Source organism: Paraburkholderia monticola, assembly GCF_001580545.1.
GTDB classification, from domain to species: Bacteria; Pseudomonadota; Gammaproteobacteria; order Burkholderiales; family Burkholderiaceae; genus Paraburkholderia; species Paraburkholderia monticola.
Genome location: NZ_LRBG01000035.1, coordinates 182,229 through 203,983, shown reverse-complemented (window position 1 = coordinate 203,983; position 21,755 = coordinate 182,229). Strand labels below are relative to the sequence as shown.

At 64.3% G+C, this 21,755-nt stretch carries 13 protein-coding genes; 1 reads left to right on the top strand and 12 read right to left on the bottom strand.

The annotated features are described in order from the left end of the window. Position 1: 1 nt before the first annotated feature. Genes CI15_RS21725 through CI15_RS21710 form a run of 4 tightly spaced genes read right to left on the bottom strand, consistent with a single transcriptional unit; the run spans position 2 to position 9,380 of the window. Positions 2–1,639, bottom strand: coding sequence for an efflux transporter outer membrane subunit (locus tag CI15_RS21725; RefSeq protein WP_062130829.1), 1,638 nt, complete (start codon positions 1,637–1,639; stop codon positions 2–4). Continuing rightward, positions 1,636–4,956: an efflux RND transporter permease subunit gene (locus CI15_RS21720; protein WP_062130826.1), complete on the bottom strand. Its 3,321-nt coding sequence runs from the start codon at positions 4,954–4,956 to the stop codon at positions 1,636–1,638. Before CI15_RS21720 ends, CI15_RS21725 begins: the two co-directional genes overlap by 4 nt. After that, on the bottom strand, positions 4,953–8,108 hold the full coding sequence (locus CI15_RS21715) for an efflux RND transporter permease subunit (protein ID WP_062130823.1): 3,156 nt from the start codon (positions 8,106–8,108) through the stop codon (positions 4,953–4,955). Before CI15_RS21715 ends, CI15_RS21720 begins: the two co-directional genes overlap by 4 nt. Before the next feature lie 15 nt (positions 8,109–8,123). Then, complete coding sequence (locus CI15_RS21710) at positions 8,124–9,380, bottom strand: efflux RND transporter periplasmic adaptor subunit (protein WP_062130820.1); 1,257 nt, start codon at positions 9,378–9,380, stop codon at positions 8,124–8,126. Between the two features lie 440 nt (positions 9,381–9,820). Between CI15_RS21710 and CI15_RS21705 the strand changes: the two genes are divergently transcribed. Then, positions 9,821–10,711 carry a 2OG-Fe(II) oxygenase gene (locus CI15_RS21705; protein WP_062130817.1) on the top strand — a complete coding sequence of 297 codons (891 nt, stop codon included), beginning with the start codon at positions 9,821–9,823 and terminating at the stop codon, positions 10,709–10,711. Positions 10,712–10,764: 53 nt separating this feature from the next. Here CI15_RS21705 and CI15_RS21700 read toward each other — a convergent pair whose 3' ends face one another. The 8 genes from CI15_RS21700 to CI15_RS21665 all read right to left on the bottom strand — a co-directional run bounded on the left by CI15_RS21700 (position 10,765) and on the right by CI15_RS21665 (position 21,755). Beyond that, positions 10,765–11,436 (bottom strand): hypothetical protein, encoded by a 672-nt coding sequence (locus CI15_RS21700; protein WP_062130814.1) that lies wholly within the window; start codon positions 11,434–11,436, stop codon positions 10,765–10,767. Between the two features lie 39 nt (positions 11,437–11,475). Next, a complete protein-coding gene (locus CI15_RS21695) occupies positions 11,476–12,951 on the bottom strand; it encodes a cytochrome-c peroxidase (protein WP_062130810.1) in 1,476 nt (491 codons plus the stop codon). 223 nt (positions 12,952–13,174) lie between these two features. Next, a complete protein-coding gene (locus CI15_RS21690; protein ID WP_062130807.1) occupies positions 13,175–15,526 on the bottom strand; it encodes an alkaline phosphatase family protein in 2,352 nt (783 codons plus the stop codon). 417 nt (positions 15,527–15,943) lie between these two features. Continuing rightward, on the bottom strand, positions 15,944–16,945 hold the full coding sequence (locus tag CI15_RS21685) for a response regulator (protein ID WP_062130804.1): 1,002 nt from the start codon (positions 16,943–16,945) through the stop codon (positions 15,944–15,946). Beyond that, complete coding sequence (locus tag CI15_RS21680; RefSeq protein ID WP_062130801.1) at positions 16,945–18,066, bottom strand: hybrid sensor histidine kinase/response regulator; 1,122 nt, start codon at positions 18,064–18,066, stop codon at positions 16,945–16,947. The genes CI15_RS21685 and CI15_RS21680 overlap by 1 nt, the downstream gene beginning before the upstream one ends. Before the next feature lie 8 nt (positions 18,067–18,074). Further along, entirely contained in the window at positions 18,075–19,430 is a 1,356-nt protein-coding gene (locus tag CI15_RS21675) for a sensor histidine kinase (RefSeq protein ID WP_062130797.1), read from the bottom strand. Positions 19,431–19,452: 22 nt separating this feature from the next. Further along, positions 19,453–20,844 carry a class I SAM-dependent methyltransferase gene (locus tag CI15_RS21670; protein ID WP_062130794.1) on the bottom strand — a complete coding sequence of 464 codons (1,392 nt, stop codon included), beginning with the start codon at positions 20,842–20,844 and terminating at the stop codon, positions 19,453–19,455. Between the two features lie 503 nt (positions 20,845–21,347). Beyond that, complete coding sequence (locus CI15_RS21665) at positions 21,348–21,755, bottom strand: DUF2000 domain-containing protein (RefSeq protein ID WP_062130793.1); 408 nt, start codon at positions 21,753–21,755, stop codon at positions 21,348–21,350.

Genomic DNA, 21,755 nt, shown 5'->3' with positions numbered 1-21,755 from the left:
CTTAGTCGTTTTGATCGTGCCGCGCTTGCCGCGCGCCCGGCATGATAGCCGCTGACGTAGCCGCCGGGGCGGACGCCGCCGAAGGCGAGGAAGCCGAAGCAGGCGCGGACGCCGCTGAAGGCGCAGCCGAGGACGCGGCCGTCGCCGGATGCCGCGGATCGTGCAGCTCATCGGTGGACCACCCGCCGCCCAGATCGCCGAACAGCGACGCCGCGTGCAACAGTCGCGATTCCTGCACGTTCAGCGCGGTCTGCAGCGTGGTCAACTGAGTCGCTTGCGCCGTCGCGACCGTCGTGTAATCGACGGTGCCCGCCTCGTATTCGTTGAGCGCGATCTCCGCGCCGCGGTTCGCGTCGACCACCGCCGTTTCGAGCACGACCGCCTGGTCGGCCAGAATGCGTAGACCGGACAGGTCGTCCTCGACGTTCTGGAATGCACCCAGCACCGTGCCGCGATAGTTGGCGACCGCCGAGTCGTAGGCTGCTTTCGCCGCATCGACGTCGGCGCTGCGCAGGCCGCCGTCGAACAGCGTCTCGGTCGCGCTGCCGCCGAGCGACCACACGTAGTTCGCGGCCTTCAGCAGACCGGACAACGGCGACTGCGTGAAGCCGGCCGCCGCCGACAGCGAGATATCCGGGTAGTACGCGGCCACCTCGACGCCGATCGCCGCATTCTGCGCGGCCATCCTGCGTTCGGCTGCAGCGATGTCGGGGCGGCGTTCGAGCAGCGTCGACGGCACCCCGACCGGCACCGACGGCAGCGCCGGCATCGCGGTGCTATGCGTGATCGACAGCTCCTCCGGGTTTTTGCCGACCAGCACCGCAATCGAATGGGCGAACTGGGCGCGCGAGACCCCGAGTGCGATCAGATCGGACTTCGCGGTATTCAACTGGCTGCGCGCGGTGATCAGATCGCTTGGCGGGATCGTGCCCGCCCGGTCCTGCTCGGTGACGACGTCGAGAGCGTGCTGATACGCGACGACCGTTTGCTGCAACAGGTCGATGTTCGCGTCGGTGGTGCGCAGCTCGATGATCGCCGTCGCGAGCGCGACCTGCTCGGAGAGCGTCGCATTCGCGAGCGTCGCTTCGCTCGATTGCGCGGTCGCGGCGTTTTCCTCGACCGTGCGGCGCACCTGGCCCCACAGATCCGGCGCCCAGCTCACGCTGCCTTCCAGCGTGCCCGCATTGACGATGCGCGCCGTCGTGCCGTTGATGAAGCTTCCCGACGAACTGACCGAACCGCTGCTCGCGCGCTCGCGCGTCACCGATCCGGTCGCGCCGATCGTCGGAAACAGGTTCGCGTGGGCGGCGCGCACTTCGGCGAGCGCTTGCTGGTAGTTCGCGTAATCGGCGCGCACGGTCTGGTTCGACACCGCGACGAGCGGTTCGAGTTCGTCGATCAGCGGATCGTTGAATGCGCTCCACCACGTGCCTTTCGGGCCGGTCGCGTTCGGTTCGGCCTGGGTCCAGCCCGGCAGCTCCGAGTAAGTGGCGGGCACGCTGACCTGCGGCCGGTGATAATCCGGGCCGACCATGCAGCCGGCGTTGAACAACGCCAGCAGCGCGACGGCGAGCGTCGCGGCACTCGTCAACCGGGTGCGCGGCCCTCTCGAGCGTTCAATAGAAATCTTCATCGTCATGCCTTCGTATCCGGTTGTCCCGGCGTCGCGTCGCGGTTCCAGCGCAAACCCGCGGACCATCTGACCAGCCGTGCGCGCAGGCGGTCCAGGTACAGATAAATCACCGGCGTCGTATAGAGCGTAAACATCTGGCTCAGGAGCAGCCCGCCCATCACCGTGATGCCCAGCGGCTGGCGCAGCGAGCCGCCCTGGCCGACACCGAGCGCGAGCGGCACCGCGCCGAGCACGGCCGCGAACGTCGTCATCATGATCGGCCGCAGACGGATCAGCGCGGCCGCGTGGATCGCATCGCGCGCGGGCATCTGTTCCTGGCGCTGCAACTGGATCGCGACGTCGACCATCATGATGCCGTTCTTCTTGACGATACCGATCAGCAGGATGATGCCGATCATCGCGATCAACGAGAACGGCGTGCCGAAGATCAACAGCGCGAGCGTCGCGCCGATGCCGGCGGACGGCAGCGTCGACAGGATCGTCAGCGGGTGGATCGAGCTTTCGTACAGCACGCCGAGCACGATGTAGACGACGGCGAGCGCCGCGAGGACCAGCAGCGGCACCAGCACCAGCGACTGCGAATAGGCCGCCGCCGCGCCCGCGAACGAACCGTGGATGCTCGCCGGCATGCCGATCTCGCGGCTCGCGTCGTTGATCGCCACGCCCGCCTGGGAGAGCGAGCCGCCGGGCGGCAGGTTGAACGAGATCGTGGCCGCGACGAGGCCGCTCTGATGGTTCACCTGCGTCGCCGTATGGCTGTTCGCGTACGACGTCAACACCGAGAGCGGCACCATCGTTTCGGCGGCCGTGCTGTCCGCGCTGCCGGTCGAGCTGCCGCCCTTGCTGTTGGCGATGCTGTTGTTGGTCGCGTTCGACTGCGCGTCGGCATTGCGCGAGTTCGTGTTCGCCGACGTGCCGGCGGAGTTCGCGCTCGCCGTGGTCGTTGCCGACACCGTGCCGTGCGGCATCTGCGTCGCGGCCGTGCCGGTCGGATTGCCCGCGGCCGTGCTCAGATAGATCTGGCTCAGCGTCTGCGGGTACTGCCAATACTCGGGCGCGACCTCCATCACGACGAAGTACTGGTTCAGCGGGTTGTAGATCGTCGAGACGGTGCGCTGGCCGAACGCGTCGTACAGCACGTTGTCGATCTGGTTCGGCTGGAAGCCGTAGCGCGCGGCGGTCGCGCGATTGATCGTCAGATAGGTTTGCAGGCCGTTCTGCTGCAAGTCGGAGTTCACGTCGAGCAGCCGACCGTGCTCCTTCGCCAGCGCCGCGACGAGCTTCGGCGTCCATTTGAACAGTGCGGCGGAATCGTCGCTCGTCAGCGTGTACTGGTACTCGGCCGCCGACTGCCGCCCGCCGATGCGCAAGTCCTGCTGCGCCTGCAGGAACAGCCGCGCGCCCGACACTTCATCGAGCTTCGGCCGCAGCCGGTTCACGACCTGGGTCGCCGTGGCATGCCGCTGCGCGAGCGGCTTCAGTTCGATGAACACGTTCGCGGTATTGAGCGCCCGCCCGCCGGTGAAGCCCGCGACCGACTGCACCGCGGGATCCTTCTGCACGATCGACTGCAACTGCGCGAGCTTCTTCTGCATCGCCGTGAACGAAATGCTCTGGTCCGCGATGATCTGGCCGATCAGGATGCCGGTGTCCTGCTCGGGAAAGAGGGTGGCCGGCACGAGTTTGAACAGGAACACGTTGCCGACCATCAGCGCGACCAGCAGCAGAATCACCAGCAGAGAATGATCGAGCACGGCCGTCAGCGTGCGCGCGTAGACATCCCTGAAACGATCGAACTGCCGCTCGATCCAATGCGCCCAGCGCGATTTCGAATGACCGGCGTTGTCGCGGCTCAGCACGTAGGCGCACATCGCGGGCGTGACCGTCAGCGAGATCACCAGCGAGATCAGGATCGCGATCGACAGCGTCATCGCGAACTCATGGAACAGCAGCCCGACGATGCCCGGGAACAGCAGGATCGGCAGAAACACCGCGATCAGCGACAGGCTCATCGAGATGACCGTGAAGCCGACCTCGCCCGCGCCCTTCACCGCGGCCTCTTTCGGACTCAAGCCCTGCTCGATGTAGCGCACGACGTTTTCGAGCACGACCACCGCGTCGTCGACGACGAAGCCGGTGCCGATGGTCAGCGCCATCAGCGAGAGATTGTCGATGCTATAGCCGAGCAGATACATCGGCCCGAAGGTACCGACGATCGACAGCGGCAACGCGACCGCCGGCACGAGCGTCGCGCGCGGCGACTGCAGGAAGATGAACACGACGCCGACCACCAGCAGCACCGCGATGAACAGCGTGCGCTCGGTATCGCTGACCGACGACGTGACCGACTCCGAGCGATCGATCGCGACATCCACGTGCACGCTTTTCGGCAAGGTCGCTTCGATCGACGGCAGCACGTTGCGTATCTGCTGCACGGTACTCACGACATTGCTGCCCGGCATCGGATAAACGATCACGAGAATCGCCGACTTGCCGTTGAAGAGCCCCGCATTGCGGATGTTTTCATTCGAGTCGCGCACCTGGGCGACGTCGCGCAACTGCACCGGCGCGCCGTCGCGATACGCGACCACCAGATCGCGATACGGCGCCGCGTGCGTGATCTGATCGTTCGAGGTGACCACGTAGCGCTGATCACCCACGTCGAGATGACCCTTCGCGCTGTCGGCATTGGCCGCGCTGATCGCCGCACGCACGTCTTCCATGCCGATGCCGTAGCTATTGAGCTTGCCCGGCTGCAACTCGACGCGCACGCTAGGCAGCGCGCCGCCGCCGAGCGTGATCTGGCCGACGCCCTGCACCTGCGACAACTGCTGCTGGATCACCGAATCGGCGGAGTCGTAGAGCTGCGCCTTGGTCAGCGTGTCCGACGTCAGCGACAGCACCATGATCGGCGCGTCGGCCGGGTTGTACTGGCGGTAGCTCGGATTGCTGCGCAACGTGGTGGGCAGATCGGCGCGCGCGGCCTGGATCGCCGCCTCGACGTCGCGTGCGGCGCCGTTGATGTCGCGCTTCAGGCCGAACTCGACGATGATCATCGACGAGCCGACGTAGCTGATCGAGGTCAGCTCCTCGACGTCGGCGATCGTCGCGAGCCGTCGCTCGAGCGGCTCGGCCACCGTCGAGGCCATGATGTTGGGGCTCGCGCCGGCCATGTTCGCCTGCACGACGATCACCGGAAACGCGATGTTCGGCAGCGGCGCGACCGGCATGCGGAAATACGCAAGCGTGCCGGAGATCAGGATCGCGATCGCGAGCAGCGTCGTCGCGACCGGTCGCCGGATGAAGAGCGCCGGGATGTTCACCGCGTGCCCTCCGCGCCGCCTTCCGGCGGGCGTCCGCCCGGCTCGCCGCCGCCGTTGCGCTCAGCGCGCGCGGCGCGCCAGCGGTTCACGCGCATGGCCATCCGGTCGAAGAACAGATAGATCACCGGCGTCGTGAATAGCGTCAGCACCTGGCTCAGCGTCAGGCCGCCGATGATCGCGAGACCCAGCGGCCGGCGCAGTTCCGAACCGGTGCCGGTGCCGAGCAGCATCGGCAGCGCGCCGAGCATCGCCGCGAGCGTCGTCATCAGGATCGGGCGGAAACGCAGCAGCGACGCCTCGAAAATCGCGTCGCGCGGCGCCTTGCCGTGATTGCGTTCGGCATCGAGCGCGAAGTCGACCATCATGATCGCGTTCTTCTTGACGATGCCGATCAAGAGCACGATACCGATGATGCCGATCACGTCGAGATCCATCCCCGCGAGCATCAGCGAGAGCAATGCGCCGATACCAGCCGACGGCAGCGTCGAGAGGATCGTGACCGGATGGATGAAGCTCTCGTACAGCACACCGAGCACGATATATACGGCGACCAGTGCCGCGATCAGCAGGTACACCTCGCTGGAGAGCGAATCCTCGAACGCCGCCGTTGCGCCTTGCAGCGACGAAGTGATCGACGGCGGCAGGTTGATCGCCTGTTCGGCCGCGTGAATCTCCTTGACCGCCGTGCTCAGCGACGCCCCCTTCGCGAGATTGAACGAGACCGTCACCGACGGGAACTGCGCGAGGTGACTGATCACGAGCGGCGCCTTCTTGATCTCGATCTTCGCGATGCCGGACAGCGGCACCTGACCCGTGCTGCTGGTCTGGCTCGGCAGATAGAGATCGCCGATCGACTGCACGCTCGGCATCGTTTCCGGCTTCGCGACCAGAATCACGCGGTACTGGTTCGACTGCTCGAAGATCGTCGACACGATGCGCTGGCCGAGCGCGTCGTACAGCGCGTTGTCGATCGTCGCGGGCGTGATGCCGAAGCGCGCGGCCAGTTGCCGGTTCACTTCGACGTTCACGCTGAGGCCGTCGCTGTTGAGGTCGCTCTGCACGTCCGAGAGCGACGGCACCTTCTTCAGGCGCGCGACGAGTTCCGGCACGTACTTCTGGAACGCCTCCTGGCTCGGTCCGCGCAACACGAAGCTGTACTGGTTCGGGGACACGGTCGTGTCGAGCGTCAGATCCTGCTCCGGCTGCATGAAGAGCTTCACGCCGGGCACGTGCGCGACTTCCTGCGCGAGCCGCCGCGCGATTTCCTGCGCGTTGTCCGAGCGCTTGTCCTTGTCGCGCAGGTTGATCAGGAAGCGGCCATTGTTCAGCGTCGCGTTGGTGCCGTCGATCCCGACGTACGACGTCAGCGAGACGACGTCCGGGTCCTTCAGAACCGCGTCGGCGAGTGCGCTCTGGCGCTTCACCATCGCCGCGTATGAAACCGAGTTGTCGGCGACGCTGATGCCCTGGATCACGCCGACGTCCTGCACCGGAAACAGGCCCTTCGGAATCACCACGTACAGGAGGCCGGTCAGCACGACGGTGGCGACCGCAACCATCAGCGTCAGCGTCTGATGATCGAGCACCCACGCGAGGCCGCGCTCGTAGGCCGCGAGCGTCTTGTCGAACAGGCTCTCGCTGATGCGCTCGAAGCGGCTCGGATGCCGCTCGGCCTGCGCGCGCAGCATCCGCGCGCACAGCATCGGCACCACCGTCAGCGACACGACCGCCGAGATCACGATCGTCACCGCGAGCGTCACCGCGAACTCGCTGAAGAGCCGCCCGATCACGCCGCCCATGAACAGCAGCGGAATCAGCACCGCGATCAGCGAAATGGTCAGCGACAGAATCGTGAAGCCGATCTGCCCCGCGCCTTCGAGCGCCGCTTCGAGCGGCGTCATGCCCTCTTCCAGATAGCGCACGATGTTCTCGATCATCACGATCGAGTCGTCGACGACGAAGCCGGTCGCGATGATCAACGCCATCAGCGACAGGTTGTCGATCGAGTAGTTGAGCTGGTACATGACCGCCAGCGTGCCGATCAGCGAGACCGGCACCGAGATGCTCGGAATCAGCGTGGCGGGCACGTTGCGCAGGAACACGAAGATCACCGCGACCACCAGCACGATCGCGAGGATCAGCTCGAACGCGGCGTCCGCGACCGACGCGCGGATCACGCCGGTGCTGTCCGACACGACGGTCACTTTCATGCCGGCCGGCAGCGTCGATTCGAGTTGCGGCAGCTCCTTCATGATCTGGTTGACCGTCTGGATCACGTTCGCGCCCGGCTGGCGCTGCACGTTCAGCACGATCGCGGGCGAACCGTTGTACCACGCGCCGCGCTCGACGTCCTGCGCGGCCTGGCTCACGCGCGCGACGTCGCGCATGAACACCGGCGAGCCGTTCTGGTAGGCGATCACCGTGTCCAGGTAGTCCTTCGGATCGGTGATCTGATCGTTGCCGTTGATCGTGTAGTCGAGATCGGGACCGTCGAAATTGCCCTTCGGCTGGCTCACGTTCACATAGCTGAGCAGCGTGCGCAGATCGTCGATATTGAGGCCGTAGGCGGCGAGCTTGTGCGGGTCGGCCTCGACGCGGATCGCGGGCACGTTGCCGCCGCTCGTCGTCACGACGCCGACGCCCGCCACTTCCGAGATCTTCGTGCCGAGCCGGTTGTTCGCGACGTCTTCGAGCTGCGTCAGCGACATCGACTTCGAGGTGACCGCGAGCGTCAGAATCGGCTGGTCGGCGGGATTGACCTTCGCGTAGGTCGGCGGGGCCGGCAGGCCCGAAGGCAGATAGCTGTTCGCCGCATTGATCGCCTGCTGCACGTTCTGCTCGGCGATATCGAGGTTCAGCGACAGGTCGAACTGCAGCGTGATTACCGACGCGCCGTCCGAACTGTACGAAGTCATCTGCTGCAGGCCCGGAATCTCGCCGAGTTGCACTTCGAGCGGCGCCGTGACGGTGGTCGCCATCACGGTCGGGCTCGCGCCGGGATAGAACGTCTGCACCTGAATCGTCGGATAGTCGACGTTCGGCAGCGACGACACCGGCAACACGCGCATCGCGATCAGACCGACCAGCACGAGCGCGATCATCAGCAGCAGCGTCGCGACCGGGCGAAGAATGAACAGGCGGGAAATATTCATCGGCGCGGCGGTCCGTTAGGACGAAGCGGCTGCGGACGATGCCGCCGCGGGCGATGCCGGCGCGGCCTCGGACGCGGCGGAGGGCGCCGCCGCGCCGCTGGCGGCCACGCCGCTCGCCGCGACGGCGGGCTTCGGTTGTGCCGGCTGGATCTTCGCGCCGTCGTTCAGACGATCCGTGCCGTCCGTCACGACCTGGTTGCCGGCCGCGAGACCCGACTCGATGACGGTGTTCTTGCCGTCGCTCGGGCCGAGCTTGACCTTGTGCACGGACACCGTGCTATTCGAATTGACCAGATAAACGAAGTCGCCCGGCGCGCCGGACTGGACCGCCGCGGTCGGCACCAGCACCGCGTTCTGCATCGTGTCGACGAGCAGCTTCACGTTGACGAACTCGTTGGGGAACAGCGCCTCGTCCTCGTTCGCGAAGGTCGCGCGCAGGGTGACGGTGCCGGTCGCGGTCGCCATCTGGTTGCTGACCGCGTACAGCGTGCCGGTCGCGATCTCGCGCGAGTTATCGCTCGAATACGCGGTGACCGGCAGCTTCGCGCCGGTGGCGAGACGCTGCACGATCGAGGCCAGCGAATCCTGCGGCACCGTGAACTGCACCGTGGTCGGCTTCACGGTCGTGATGACGACGATCCCCGTCGACGACGACGCGGTCACGTAGTTGCCTGGATCGACGAGCCGCAAGCCGACCTTGCCCGCGATCGGCGCAGTGATGCGGCAATAGGCGAGATCGAGGTCGAATTGGGCGATGTTGGCAAGATCGGCTTTCACCGCCGCTTCGTCCTGCTGCACGAGGAACTGTTGATCCGCGTAGGTCTGCTGCGCGATCGACTTGCGCTCGTTCAACTGCGTATAGCGCTCGAGATCGGCGCGTGCCTGCGCGAGCGACGCGCGGTCTTTCGCGAGCGTGGCCTCCGCCTGCTGCTTGCTGATCTGATACTGGCGCGGGTCGATCTGCGCGAGGAACTGGCCTTTCTGCACCTCCTGGCCCTCGTGATAGCCGACCTCGGTCAGATAGCCGCTCAGTTGCGGCAGCACGGTCACGGTCGCAATCGGCGTGACGGTGCCGAGCTCGCTCAACGTGACCGGCATCGACCCGAGCGTCGCCTGCGCCACGGTGACGACGATGGCTGGGTTCTCGCGCGCGGGCTTCTTACGCGTGACCAGATGAACGACGACCAGCGCGACCAGCACGAGCACGATAACCGCGAAGATGATGAGCCCGCGTCGGGAGCGCTTTGGCGGCGGGGACACGGTTTCGCTCATGTTGTTCTCCGGGGACGGATATTGGTGTCGATGTGTGGTTGGAATCTCGTCCTCTGACGGGACTGCGCAAAATTGCCATGGTTCACGCGCGTTGTCATCAGTCGAAGCCCTTCTGGAGGTGTTGTTATCGATATGTAAGGAAATGGGCGTGCTTTTATCCCGGCATGCGTGAATGTAACTGGCTTACGGCGGGATTGAGTTACAGGAGCGCAACATGTTGGTGTGTGGAAGAGTTGGGGGCATGGATCGAACGGCACGTGGCGCGGCGACACCCGGATGCGTCGAGTTTTGGACACGGCAGGCCTTCGCAATATGCGGTAACAGACGACTGCCGATTGAAAGGCGCCCCGTCCGTCCAGAATCGTCACAATCGTTCGCTATCATCCCAAGCCAGCGTCGCGGGCGCCGCGACCATCACGACTTCCCATCACGTCACGCCGATGTCCATCACCGTCCATTTTCCCGCCGAGGTCCGCGACTGGATCGCCGCCAACCTCACGCGCGGCGTCGCGCCGCAAGCGATCGTCAACGAACTGGTGAGCCGCAACAACGCGGCCGAGCTCGCGTCGGCGATGGTCGAGGCGGTGTCGTCGGCGTTCCTGTACGGTGCGCCGCTGCCCGGCGACAAGCTCGAAGTCGGCGGCGCGCCGCTCAGCTACCAGCCTGAGCCGCTGCGCGTGGCCGACGGTCCACTGATCCAGCTCGGCGAGCGCAAGATACGCGTGCTGTCTCGGCTGCAACGGCCCGCCGCCGTGCATCTGGCCAACTTCCTGAGCGGCGACGAATGCGAACAGCTGATCGCGCTCGCGCAGCCTCGGCTCGACCGGTCGACCGTCGTCGATCCGGTGACCGGCCGCAATGTGGTTGCCGGTCATCGCAGCAGTCACGGGATGTTTTTCCGTTTGGGCGAGACGCCGCTGATCGCGCGCATCGAAGCGCGCATCGCGGCGCTGACCGGCACGCCGGTCGAGAACGGCGAAGGCCTGCAAATGCTGCACTACGAGGAAGGCGCGGAGTCGACGCCGCACGTCGACTATCTGATTACCGGCAATGAAGCGAATCGCGAATCGATCGCGCGCAGTGGCCAGCGCATGGGTACGCTGTTGATGTATCTGAAAGACGTCGACGGCGGTGGGGAGACGGTGTTTCCGCAAATCGGCTGGTCGGTCGCGCCGCAGCGGGGGCATGCGCTCTACTTCGAGTATGGCAACCGGTATGGGCTGTGTGATCCGAGTTCGTTGCACGCGAGCACGCCGCTGCGTGCGGGGGATAAGTGGGTGGCGACCAAGTGGATTCGGACGCGGCGGTTTGTGGTGCGGGAGCGAACCTGACGACGTAAAACGGGGCGGCGCTCTGTGCCCGCCCCGCTGTCCCAACTCAAATCTCAGCGCTGAAACACCTCATCCGCAACCCACCCCTCATCGGTCAGATGCACCCCCTCGCGCAGCTGCATGGTCCCCGCGCCTTCGATCACACGCTTGACCATCGGAAACACACGTTGCGCGTCGGCGTCCTTCGCCCACGGCGCCGGGTCGATCTTGTACGTGTAGACCACCGACGTCACCATCTTGCCGTCCATCTTCATCGGCCGTTCCCATCCGACGACCTTGTCCAGCGACAACGAAGCCGCGCAAAAATCGGCCGGATGCGTCACACGCGACGTCGCGGTCGCGACCACTTCCGGAATGTGCAGATAGTACTTCTGACCTTCCGGCGTCAGCTGATACTGCCGCGCTGACGCGGTGATTTTCTTGCCGTCCGCGTCGACGCGTTCGACCAGCATGTCCTTGCCTTCCACCAGACCGAGCTTCTCGAGCACCGGCATCTGCACCGCGTCGCGCGTGCCGTTGGCGCGGTCTTCGGTCGTCGTGTAGATCGGCCAGTCGTACTTGGCGAGACACAGATGGCCGCGCTTGCTCAGGTAGTCGTTGATGGTGGTCGTAAAGTTCGCCTGATTCGCATCCTGGCTCTTGTCGTGGCACCCCGCGAAGAGCGTCAGGGCGATCAGGGAAAGCGCGCCGCCTGCGAGGCGGGCGGCGGTGGAGCGTCGCATCATGTCGTTGTTGCTCAGGTTGAGTTGCTTGATTGAATGTCGTCAGTTCACGCAGGCGCCGCTCGTCGGCGTCGTGGCGGGCGGTTGATAGCCGTCCGTCAGCGTGTTCAGGAAGCAGACCAGGTCCGCGATGTTCTGCTGCGTCAGCTGCGGCGTCGAGTGAACCGGGCGCGCCTGCGCGCCGTCGGCCGCCGTCGTGCCGCCCGCATCGGTCTGGCCCTGGCCCATCGGCAGTTCTTCGTCGATGTTGCCCTGGTACGCGGTGGGCAAATCGTTGAACCGCGTCGCCGTCGCGCCCGATGCAGCGCTCGGGAACAGCGCGTAAGACGGGTTCTGGACCATGTTGCTGGTATCGCCGCCCGTGCTCGGATACCAGTACTCGGGGTTCGTGTCGCGCGTGTTGTAGAAGTTCAGCACCTGCACGAGCGAATGGAACACGCCGTTGTGGAACAACGCCGTGCGCGTCGCGACGTTGCGCAGCGTCGGCACCTTGAAGCGGCCGCAATACGGATCGGGTACGTTGACGCCGGTGATCGAGTCCGGACCTGCACCGCTCGTCGCGGTGCCGGGCGTGTGAATCGTGTTCAGCGGACCGCACAGGCCCATGTCGTAGTACGCGGTGTTGGTGTTGCTCGGGATCGGGTCCGGGTTGTCCGGAATCGACGTGTCGTTGCGCGGCGCACCGATCGCCTGATAGGTGAAGTCGGTCATCAGTCCCACCGAGCCGTTGAAGTTCGCGCCCGCATAGTGGCAAGCCACGCAGCCGGCGCCCTTGTCGGTGTCGTTGAACAGCTGGAGGCCGCGCATTTCCGCGGCCGTCAGCGTGCCGCCCACCTTGTTGGACTCGTACAGGTCGAACTTGCTCGAATACGGCGCGAAGCTCGGATCTTCCGTCTCGTAGGCCTGGATCGCGAGACCGATGTCGGTGAACGCGGTGTCGGTATTGGCGAATACGCCTGAGCCGAACGCTTGCTGGAACAGCGCCGCGTATGACGCGTTCTGCACGACCTTCACGACGGCGGCGGCCGACGTGTTGTTCATTTCGAGCGGATTGAGCAGCGGCAACGATACCTGGGTGGCGAGCGTCGTCGCGCGGCCGTCCCACATGAAGCCGCCGCCCGGCGCGTTTTGCGTGATGCCGTCGGGGTTGTCGGCGACGTCGTTGTACGGCGGCGTCATCGACTTGTAGCGCAGCGAGGGCACCGCGCGCTGCCCCGCCACCGACGGATCGGAGCCGAGCTGCACGGCGAGGCTGTTGGGCGGCCCATAGGCGAATTGCGGGTTATGGCAGGTCGCGCAGGCCATGTTCTTGTTGCCCGACAGATTCTGGTCGAAGAACAACTGCTGGCCGACTTGCGCCGCGGCGCTCAACGTGACCGTCGCGGGCGGCGCGACGCTCGTCGTGCCGCCGCCGCCCGACGACGTCTGGCTCGAGCCGCCGCCATCACTGCCACCACCGCCGCAGGCGGTCAATATCAGGGAGAGCGCGCACAGCACGCCGAGGGTAAGTGTTCGCATGACGATGTCTGGGTACGTGAATCCAATTGCCGGGCGGTCCTGGCTGGGCCTCGTGCAGGGCCTGGCTAACTGCGCGTACCGCTAAGGCCGCGAGGCAATGGGACGAACGAAAATGGAAAACTGCCGGACCACTCGATACGTGGCCCGGCAGCAAGCGCTTCTTCTCGCATCTGGCTGCGATACAAGGCGGCGAGCCGGCTTGTATCGCATGCGGATCGGCTCCTTACTTCGCCGACTTCAGCGACCAGATGTTGGTCTGGGTCGCATCCGGGCCAGGAACACGCGATGCCAGCGACGTACCCGTCACGTCGACCGGGTTCAGCTTCTGCGTGTAGGTGGCCGGCGTGACGTACGCGTGGTTCATCGGACGGATCGAGTCGAAGTGCGTATCCGCGCTGCCCGAGAATTCCGGCAGGTTCGCGATGTTCGACGCGATGAACGACTCCGTGTACTTCGCACGAGCGAGGTACGTGTTCGGCTGCTGCGGGTCGGCGATCTGGAACATGTCCTGCAGCGTGCGCACGAACGAGAAGTGGCTGTACTCGTCGCTATCCACGACGTTCGGGTTCGCCTGGTTCGTCGCGACACCGAACACCGAGTTGCCGTGACCGTGGTTGCCCGCGTTGTACAGCACCGTCGTCGTCGGCGAGTACTTGCCGTTCGCGAACGTCAGCGGTTGCTGGTTCACGTTCGAGGTGACCGGGTTCCAGCCGCAGCACGAGGTCGAGCTGCCTTCGCCTTCGTCGAACATCACGACGATCGCGACCTTGCGGTTCGGGTTGGTCCAGAGCGGCGAAGCCTGGATCTTCGAAACCACCTGACGCACGTAGTCGTCACCGCGCTGAACGATCGCCGTGCTGCCGCTCAGGCACGACGGATCCGAGCCGGTGCCGTGCATGTCGTCGCACTGGTCAGGCATGATGAAGTTCACGTTACCCACGTCGCCGGTCGCGAGGTCGGTGCTGAACTGGTCGTAGTTGTAGTTCGCCGGGATCGGATAGTCCTTCGAATTCACGAGAGCGGACTGCGGGTACTGCGTGCCGAAGATCGTGCGGTTGTCGGCGTGGAATTCCGGCAGGTTACGCGTCTGCTGATAGGCCATGCCCGGATGGTGCTTGGTCTTGTACAGCGCGCCCGGCATCGGGTAGGCCGTGCCGTTGCTGCCCGGGCCCGTGTAGGCGGCCGAAATCGTCGGCTCGGCGATACTGTCCGCGCGCGGGTCCTGGCCCGGGTTCATCGACTCGCTATAGGTACGCCACGTCATGCCCGCTTGCGACAGCAGCGTGAACAGGTTCGACGCCTGGACGTTGTGGTTCGCGATCGAGGTCGTCGATGCGCACGCGCCGGTCGTCGTGTAACCCGTCAGGTGCGACGTGTCGAGCGGCGGAAGTGCGCCGGTCGCGACGAGCGGTGCGCCGTCCGAAGCAGTACCGCCTGCGAATGCCGCGTCGGTCGGTGCGTTTGCGCCGGTCGTGCCCGCGCCGCAGCCCCACCAGTTGTCATCCGTGATACCCCAGTCATCCGCGCCGCCGAGTGCCGTGTAGTTCGGCTCGCTCGGGTTGCCGGTCGAGTAGTAGGTCGTGAACTGGGCGTTGCCGCTCAGGAACTGGTTGATGAACGGCGCGCTCGACGAACCGAGAATACCCGGCGTAAAGTTCGCACCCGAACCGGTCGGCGCCACGCTGTGGTTCTCGAGCATGATCACGAACACGTTGTCGTAACGCGGAATGCCTTCGACGTTGAACGCGGCTTGCTGCGCTTGCGCATACGTGATCGGCGCTTGCGTCTGCGTCGACTTCACGGCCGTCAAGGCGGTCACGCCCGACGCGCCGACGATCGACGGATCACCACCGGTCACCGCGAGGTTGTCCGGGTACATGTCGCCGCGATCGAGCTTGGTCGTCGCGTATGTGTAGCGGTTCGCGAGCTGGTTGTCTTCGAACAGCACGGTCTGCTGCTCGACACCCGACAGCTTGTTCACGTCGCCGAGCGCATCCGCGGCGCTCACCGTCACCGACGATGCGCCGAGTGCCGGACCGCTCAGGCGTGCTGCGACGTTGGCCTTTTCGGTGGCGTAGGTGGTGCCGTTCGCTTCCACGAGACGCTGCACTTCGGTCGACATCGGGCTGATCACGACGTTCGCCGCGCCCTGGTCGGCGATTTGCGCAGCCGAAGCGCGCAGGATCACGTGGCTTGCGACAGCCGCGCCGCTTGCGGTATTGGTTGCCTTCGTGCTGACGTCGGCGATCAGCTGACCGCTCGCGCTCGATTGCAGCGAGAAGTGACCTTTGCTGTCGGTCGTCGCGCTTGCTTCACCCGAATCGCACTTGCCGTTGCCGTTCGTATCGAGGCAGACGGTCGCGCCGGCGTAGTAGCCTGCGTTGATGGTCGGGTTACCGGACGCGTTGCCCGGCACGAAGTTGGCTGCGGTCACGACGCCCGAGAAGGTCGTCGGTTGCGGCGTACTGGTGCTCGCCGTGTTCGAATTATCGGAGCCGCCGCAGGCTGCTAGAACGCAGGCGGCCGCGATTGAAGTGAGAATCAGACTAGTGCGTGATGTTGGACTGACCGACATTGTGGGACCCCTGATGGTTTAGATGCGACTTTTCCGCCCGAATGGAACAAATCCGTGTTTTTTTACGCAGCCGGATTATCGAGCGGCAATGTTCCGTTTTTATGACATGGAACTTTTAATGAACTCCTCCGTCACCGGGTCCCCATCAACGGAAAGTGCGATGTTTCATCGAAATGAAATGTCGGTCTGTTATTCGCGCGCGTGACGCGGGTCGCCGCCGCGGAAATCGCGTCGGGATGCGAAGTATTGCGATGGGATGGGATCGCTGCGATAAATGCAGCTTGAAGAGGGGTCGACTGAAGGCGGGACGGCTCGGGCGAGCCGTTGTCAGTTGCGCGCTGCTAGCCCAGGCGGACAGCAGCGCGAACCAGGTATGCGTATCGGAGCGTCAGACGCCGCGCTCGCGTAGCAAAGTAATCAGAACTGCTCGATCCAGGTGGCGAGGCGATCGGCGGCGAACTCGCTGGCGCGCTGCACCGGCCGCAACGCGATCGCATTGCCTTCACGGACCGGCTGCAGTGCAACATCATTGATATCGAGCCACAGGAGACTTGCCAGCCATGCCGCGTGTGCGCTCGACACCGCGTTATTGCCCGGCTCCGCGAGAAACTCGGCGAGTGCGGCCGGCTGATCCCACATGAGACCATCGCCTTCGCGGCGCACACCGATGCCTGCCTCGGAAAGCGTCCCGGCCAGCGCGGTCAGCGCATCGCTCGCGCTCATGCCGCCATGACGACTACGCAGCGTGGCGAGATGCGCCGCCACCGTATGACCGAACGCGCCGCTGCGGGCACTCTCGGCGGCGATCAGATCGGAGTAGTCCTGCAGCAGCCAGTCCGGCTCGGAGTTCGGCACGTTGGCGAGTAGCGCCGCGGCGAGGTAGGTCTCGACCGGCTGAAAGCGCTCCAGCCCGATCAGCGTGGCCGACAGCGAGCGCACCAGACCAACGCGCGTGGCGACCACCTGCTTTTGCAGCACGCCGAGCTTCTCGCGCACCAGCGTGTCGCGTTCCTTGCGCAGCTCGGCCAGCTCGAGCGCCTGCTTCAGCTCCATGCGCAACGCCGTGATGTCCCACGGCTTCTTGATGTAGCGATGGATATGGCCAAGGTTGACGGCCGCGACGGTCTGATCGATCTCCGCATACGCGGTGGTCAGGATCCGCACGACATGCGGAAAGCGCTCGCTCGCATAGCGCAGCAGCTCGTTGCCGAACTCGCCCGGCATGCGCTGGTCGGAGACAAGGACCGCCACCCTGTCGCCGTGCTGGTCGAGCAGCGCCTTGCCCTCTTCCACCGAGCCACCAGTCAGGACCGGCGCCAGGCTTCCAATGGCACGCTGGAAGTACTTTACGGCGGTAGCTTCGTCATCGACGAAGATGATCGCCGGCGCCAACTCCTCTGTGGCTTTTGCTTCGTTCATCAACAACTCCTGTGCGTTTGACCTTTGATATGGGGGAAATCCAGCACTACGGTGGTGCCTCCCCCCGGCGTGGATTCGATCCTGAGTCCGCCGCCACAGGACTGCATGACGCGGTTGCATAGAATCAGGCCCAAGCCGTTTCCCCCAGATTTCGCGTGCGTTGTAATCGGGTCCGTCAACAGGCGGTCTTTGATCTCGGGCGGAATCCCCGGCCCGTTGTCGCAGATGCCGATGCTCGGGTGGGGGTCCGTTGTCACGTTAAAGCGCACCGACGGCGACGGCACATCCGCGAGCGCACGCAACGCGTTGGACAATAGCGACGACAGCACGAGCGCCACGCAATTCGGTTGCGTGAGCACGGCAAAGTCGCTGGCGACCTCGACCTGCACCCACGAGCGCTGCGCGGTCGTCAACGGATACGTGTCGAGCAACGCCGAGATCAGCCCGTGCGCGGTGCTCTCGAGGCGTGCCTCGTCGTCCTCCGGCAGCCGGCGCCCGTTGTGGACCGAGCGCCAGAACGACGACACCACCGCCATGCAGTACTGCGCGCTCTCGCGCATCGATTTCGCGGCGCCGAGGATTTCACCTTCCGCATCGCGCTCCGCATCGGTGCGATCTTCGATGCTGTGCGCGTTCAACGCGATCGCCGCGAGCGGGGTATTCAGTTCGTGCGCGATGAACGCCAGGGTTTCGTCGATGGCGATCAGCCGTTGATTCTGCATCGCACGTTCGTGGAAACGCTCGAACGCCAGTTGCAGCGTGTCGCGCACCGCCGCCGGCTTCAGCGGCTTTTCGAGGATGCGGAACACCTCGCCGGTGTTGACCGTCCGCAGTAGCATCTCGACGTCCGCGTAAGCCGTGACCAGAATGCGCACGATGTGCGGATATTCAAGCGCCACCTGGCGCAGCAGTTCGCCGCCGTCGCGCCCCGGCATGCGGAAGTCCGTGACCAGCACCGCGATGCGGGCATTGTCCTGCTCGAGGATCGCGATTGCCTCGTCGCTGCTCGTTGCGAGCAGGACCTCGTAATCCGCACCGACGGTGCGCGCGAAGTATTTGCACGCCAGCTCTTCGTCGTCGACGTAGAGAAGCGTGGGCTGTGTCTGTCGGATGTCATTCATGATGTTTCTCACGGGGCGGGCGACAGATCGAAACTGAATGCCGCCCAACTACCCAGCTCGCTCTCAGCGAACAGCAAACCGCCGTGGCGCTCGATCACCGCATAGCTGATCGACAGCCCCAGGCCCAGGCCCTGTCCCACTTCACGGGTGGTAAAGAACGGTTCGAACACGCGCGCGAGATTCTCCGGCGCGATGCCCGGTCCGTTGTCTTTGACCGTCACATGCAGGCGCTCATCCGTCCATCTGACGTTGATGTGGATCGCCGGCGCGGGCGTGGCCGCCTTGCGCATGGCCAGCACCGCATTCGACAGCAGGTTGATTAGCACGCCGATGATGGCCGCCTCGTCGCCTTGCACCAGCGTGTCCGCGGGCAGTTCCCGCGTCACGGCGACGCCGCGCAATTCATGCCCGACGAGCCGGATCGCGGAATCGAGCGCCTTTTCGAACAGGAATGGTGTGCCCAGCTCCGCTTCGGCACCGGGCTTGCGATACGCGAACGTCTTCAGGTCCGACACGATGTGCTGGATGCGCTGCATGCCCTGGCGCGCGTCGACCAGACACTCCTGCAGCGTCGGCTCCTTCTTCGCGATCGGCTCTTCCAGTGCAACCTCGATTGCCATCAGGCAGAAGTTCACCGGGTTATTCACTTCATGCAGCAGGCCCGCCGCGAGCGTACCGATTGCCGCCATTTTTTCCTGCTGCAGCAGTTGGCCCTTGATGTCCAGCAACTGGCGATTGCTCACTTCGAGCTCGGTGTTCTTCCCCGAGACCTCCTCGTTCTTCTCGGACACTTCGGCCTTCAGGCGAAACAGCATGAAGCGCACGCGTTCGTTGAAGAACGTGTAGACGGCACTCGCGGCAGCGGCGAACAGAAGCAGCAGCACATTGACGGTCATCGTGCCGAGCGGCACGCCGCTATGCGGAGGCAGCAGGCAGGCCAGCAGATACAGAAGGCACGACAACACGCCGAACACGAGGTTCTGCCACAAGCCGAATGGCAACGCGATGCCGGACGCGAAGATGGCCAGGTTCAGGCCCATGTAGTACGGCGACAGCACGCCATCAGTGCGCCAGATCATCCATGAAATCATCGCCTGCGGCAGCAGCAGCCAGGACAGCGTCAGCCAAGGGGTCAAACGTCGCCCCATGTCGGTATCGAGCAAGGCCACGATACCGCCGATCATCAGCGACACGAGCAGACGCGCGAGCGCGAACGACGTCTGATGCTGCGGATACTGCGCGTAATCCAGCCCCACGCCGAGCAGCACGAGCACGATGGCGGTGCACGCGCCGCCCCGGCTGAACGTGACGCGGAAGTCGGCCAGTTCGGTTTGATAGCCGCTCTGCAGAGGACTGGTAGTCATGGACAGGGATGTCGACACGGTTTCAGAGGATCATGGCTTCCGCGAACACATTCACCCCGGTCTCGTCGACGTAGAGCTTCTGGTCAGAGGAGTTGGGGGGAAGCAGTGAGCTCATGCCGCTCTCGTTCCGATAGATCAGATACCACTCGAGCAGATGCTCCATCCCGTACTTCTCCGGATTCGCCGAATGGACGTTGGTGACCAGCAACTGGCCGCCAGCTCGCGTGCGAGCGGCGAAGTAACTCAGGAGGCGCGCGCAGACCTTGTCCGACAGATAGTCGAACAGGCCCGCGCAGTAAACCGCGTCGAATTCCCGCGCGGAGGGGTCCGCTGAAATTTTACGCTTGAGCAGCTCGTGCACCGACTGATGCACCATTTTTACCGACGTTTCGTGTCCCGCTGCGCGCGCCGAGCTTTCGATCGCGTCCTTCGTGAACGCCAGCGTTTCCTCGCTGAAGTCGACCAGTTCGAACGACAGCAGCTCCGGATGCGGATATTCGCGCACGAAGCGCTGGATCTCGAAAGCGGGCCCGCAACCGACGTTGAGGATGCGGAAGGTTCTGCCGGCCGCGCGCGCCGCTTCGGCCTGGCGTGTCAGAAAGTCGATCAGCAGCGTGATGCGGTTGCGGTGCGCGGTCGCGACCGCTGCCTGCAGGAATGCCGTATTGACGATCTGGAAGTAGGTGGTCGGTCCTTGCTGCGGATCGCTGAGGATCTGGTTGACCATCTCGTAGTCGCCGGCGTAGCCGAGCGGCTTCGTGAACGTGCGATAGACAAACGGCGCGCGCAGCAGCAACGGATGCAACGCCGATTGCGCATACGTGCGATGCACAGGCGCGGTCTCGGCGTCGACGCGCTCGGCCTCATTCTCCAGGCGGTCGAGGAAGAACTTGATCTTGAGCATGATCGGCGTGGCGAGCTCGTAGAACAGGTCCTCGCGCAGCCTGCCGCCGTCTGTCTTCGGCAAGCTCTCTGTCAGATCGACCTGCTCGACCCAGCGCGACACTTCCGACAGGAACGCGCGCATCTCATTCACGACGATCTGATAATCGCGCCGGATATTGAAACGCGCGTCCCAATCGCTAATAAAGAGTTCTGCTTCCCGTCCGACCGACTTCGCTTCATTGGGCAGAACACTCAGCTCGCGCCACTCGTCGATCAGTGCCAGAGAAACCACCGCGGTGAGACCGGTGTTCACCAGGCTCACCACCACCGCCTTGCCGAGATAGGCATTCTTGGTGCCCATGCGCACGCTCAGCTCGCTCAACACCTCGCTGACCTGCACGATGGAGTAGGGGTTATAGACCTCCATGACCAAAGACTTTCTCTGGAGGTTAATGATCGTCCCACGCACGTGCTCGCGCTGCGAGTTGCGGAAGCTGATCACCGGGTCGATTTGCGTTTGAGAGTACACGGTATAAGTACCTGAGGAATCCGGGAACGCAGCAGGGTGTCGGAGGAGTCCAGCGAATGGCTGCCGCACGCACGACACCGGCGACAAGTCGTGGACGTGTTTCAAACCACAGTTGAGCCGGAAACACCCAAGCCCCTTGCTAGAATGGCTCCAGCGGGTTGCAGTGTAACATCAACACGTTCAATTCCGATTGAGGTCAAATTCGGAATGAAATGTGTTCGCAAGTTTTACTTGCGAGCATGGCCATGCTATAGAAGGCCGCTTTTGCGAAGAACCATTTGAGACGACTGCGCGACCGCACACGGGTCGTCGCCGACAGTTCGTTCCCTGGCAAAAGACTTGCAATCTCGGTGCCGCGCTGGCGACTCGACTTCGATGCACCGTGCATTCGCCGAATAATATTTTTGTTTTAATGTAATTGATGCCCGGCGCAGCGGAGGTTTCTTCTTTAGCCCTTCGGCGCGAGTACCTTCAACCAATAAGCGGGTCGCGCACTCGTCAATTCATTCGTGCAAGGCCAAACCTTTCACGGCCTTATCGACAGCTTTCTTAGGTCCGTGCAATGCGAGACCGACGAGATCGAGATTGGCCGCGTCCTCGGCGCGAAAGACAGCGCGATTGGCCGCGTCATGCCCCGTCGAAAACATCGCGTGCACATAGGGCACGATTCTGAGTTCGCGCGAGAGCGCCTGCCGATGTGCGCTCTGCAGACCGGAGCGGTCGGCGGCGAACACCATCATCGGCTGGCCGAGCATGCGGCCGTAGCGATGCCCCGCGGCATCCTCGTAGGGCTCGCCCAGCGCATCGGGCGCCGCGGCCGCGACGCCGGTCGCGAGAAACGCGACCACATTGAGCTTTTGCCAGACCGCGAGATCGCTGCGCACGATCAGCGCCACTTTGGTATCGAACAT

Excerpts from the sequence above, each read along its gene's own strand:
- CI15_RS21725 (WP_062130829.1), bottom strand. The coding sequence starts at position 1,639 with ATGACGATGAAGATTTCTATTGAACGCTCGAGAGGGCCGCGCACCCGG.
- CI15_RS21715 (WP_062130823.1), bottom strand. The coding sequence starts at position 8,108 with ATGAATATTTCCCGCCTGTTCATTCTTCGCCCGGTCGCGACGCTGCTG.
- CI15_RS21710 (WP_062130820.1), bottom strand. The coding sequence starts at position 9,380 with ATGAGCGAAACCGTGTCCCCGCCGCCAAAGCGCTCCCGACGCGGGCTC.
- CI15_RS21705 (WP_062130817.1), top strand. The coding sequence starts at position 9,821 with ATGTCCATCACCGTCCATTTTCCCGCCGAGGTCCGCGACTGGATCGCC.
- CI15_RS21700 (WP_062130814.1), bottom strand. The coding sequence starts at position 11,436 with ATGATGCGACGCTCCACCGCCGCCCGCCTCGCAGGCGGCGCGCTTTCC.
- CI15_RS21695 (WP_062130810.1), bottom strand. The coding sequence starts at position 12,951 with ATGCGAACACTTACCCTCGGCGTGCTGTGCGCGCTCTCCCTGATATTG.
- CI15_RS21690 (WP_062130807.1), bottom strand. The coding sequence starts at position 15,526 with ATGTCGGTCAGTCCAACATCACGCACTAGTCTGATTCTCACTTCAATC.
- CI15_RS21685 (WP_062130804.1), bottom strand. The coding sequence starts at position 16,945 with ATGAACGAAGCAAAAGCCACAGAGGAGTTGGCGCCGGCGATCATCTTC.
- CI15_RS21680 (WP_062130801.1), bottom strand. The coding sequence starts at position 18,066 with ATGAATGACATCCGACAGACACAGCCCACGCTTCTCTACGTCGACGAC.
- CI15_RS21675 (WP_062130797.1), bottom strand. The coding sequence starts at position 19,430 with ATGACTACCAGTCCTCTGCAGAGCGGCTATCAAACCGAACTGGCCGAC.
- CI15_RS21665 (WP_062130793.1), bottom strand. The coding sequence starts at position 21,755 with ATGTTCGATACCAAAGTGGCGCTGATCGTGCGCAGCGATCTCGCGGTC.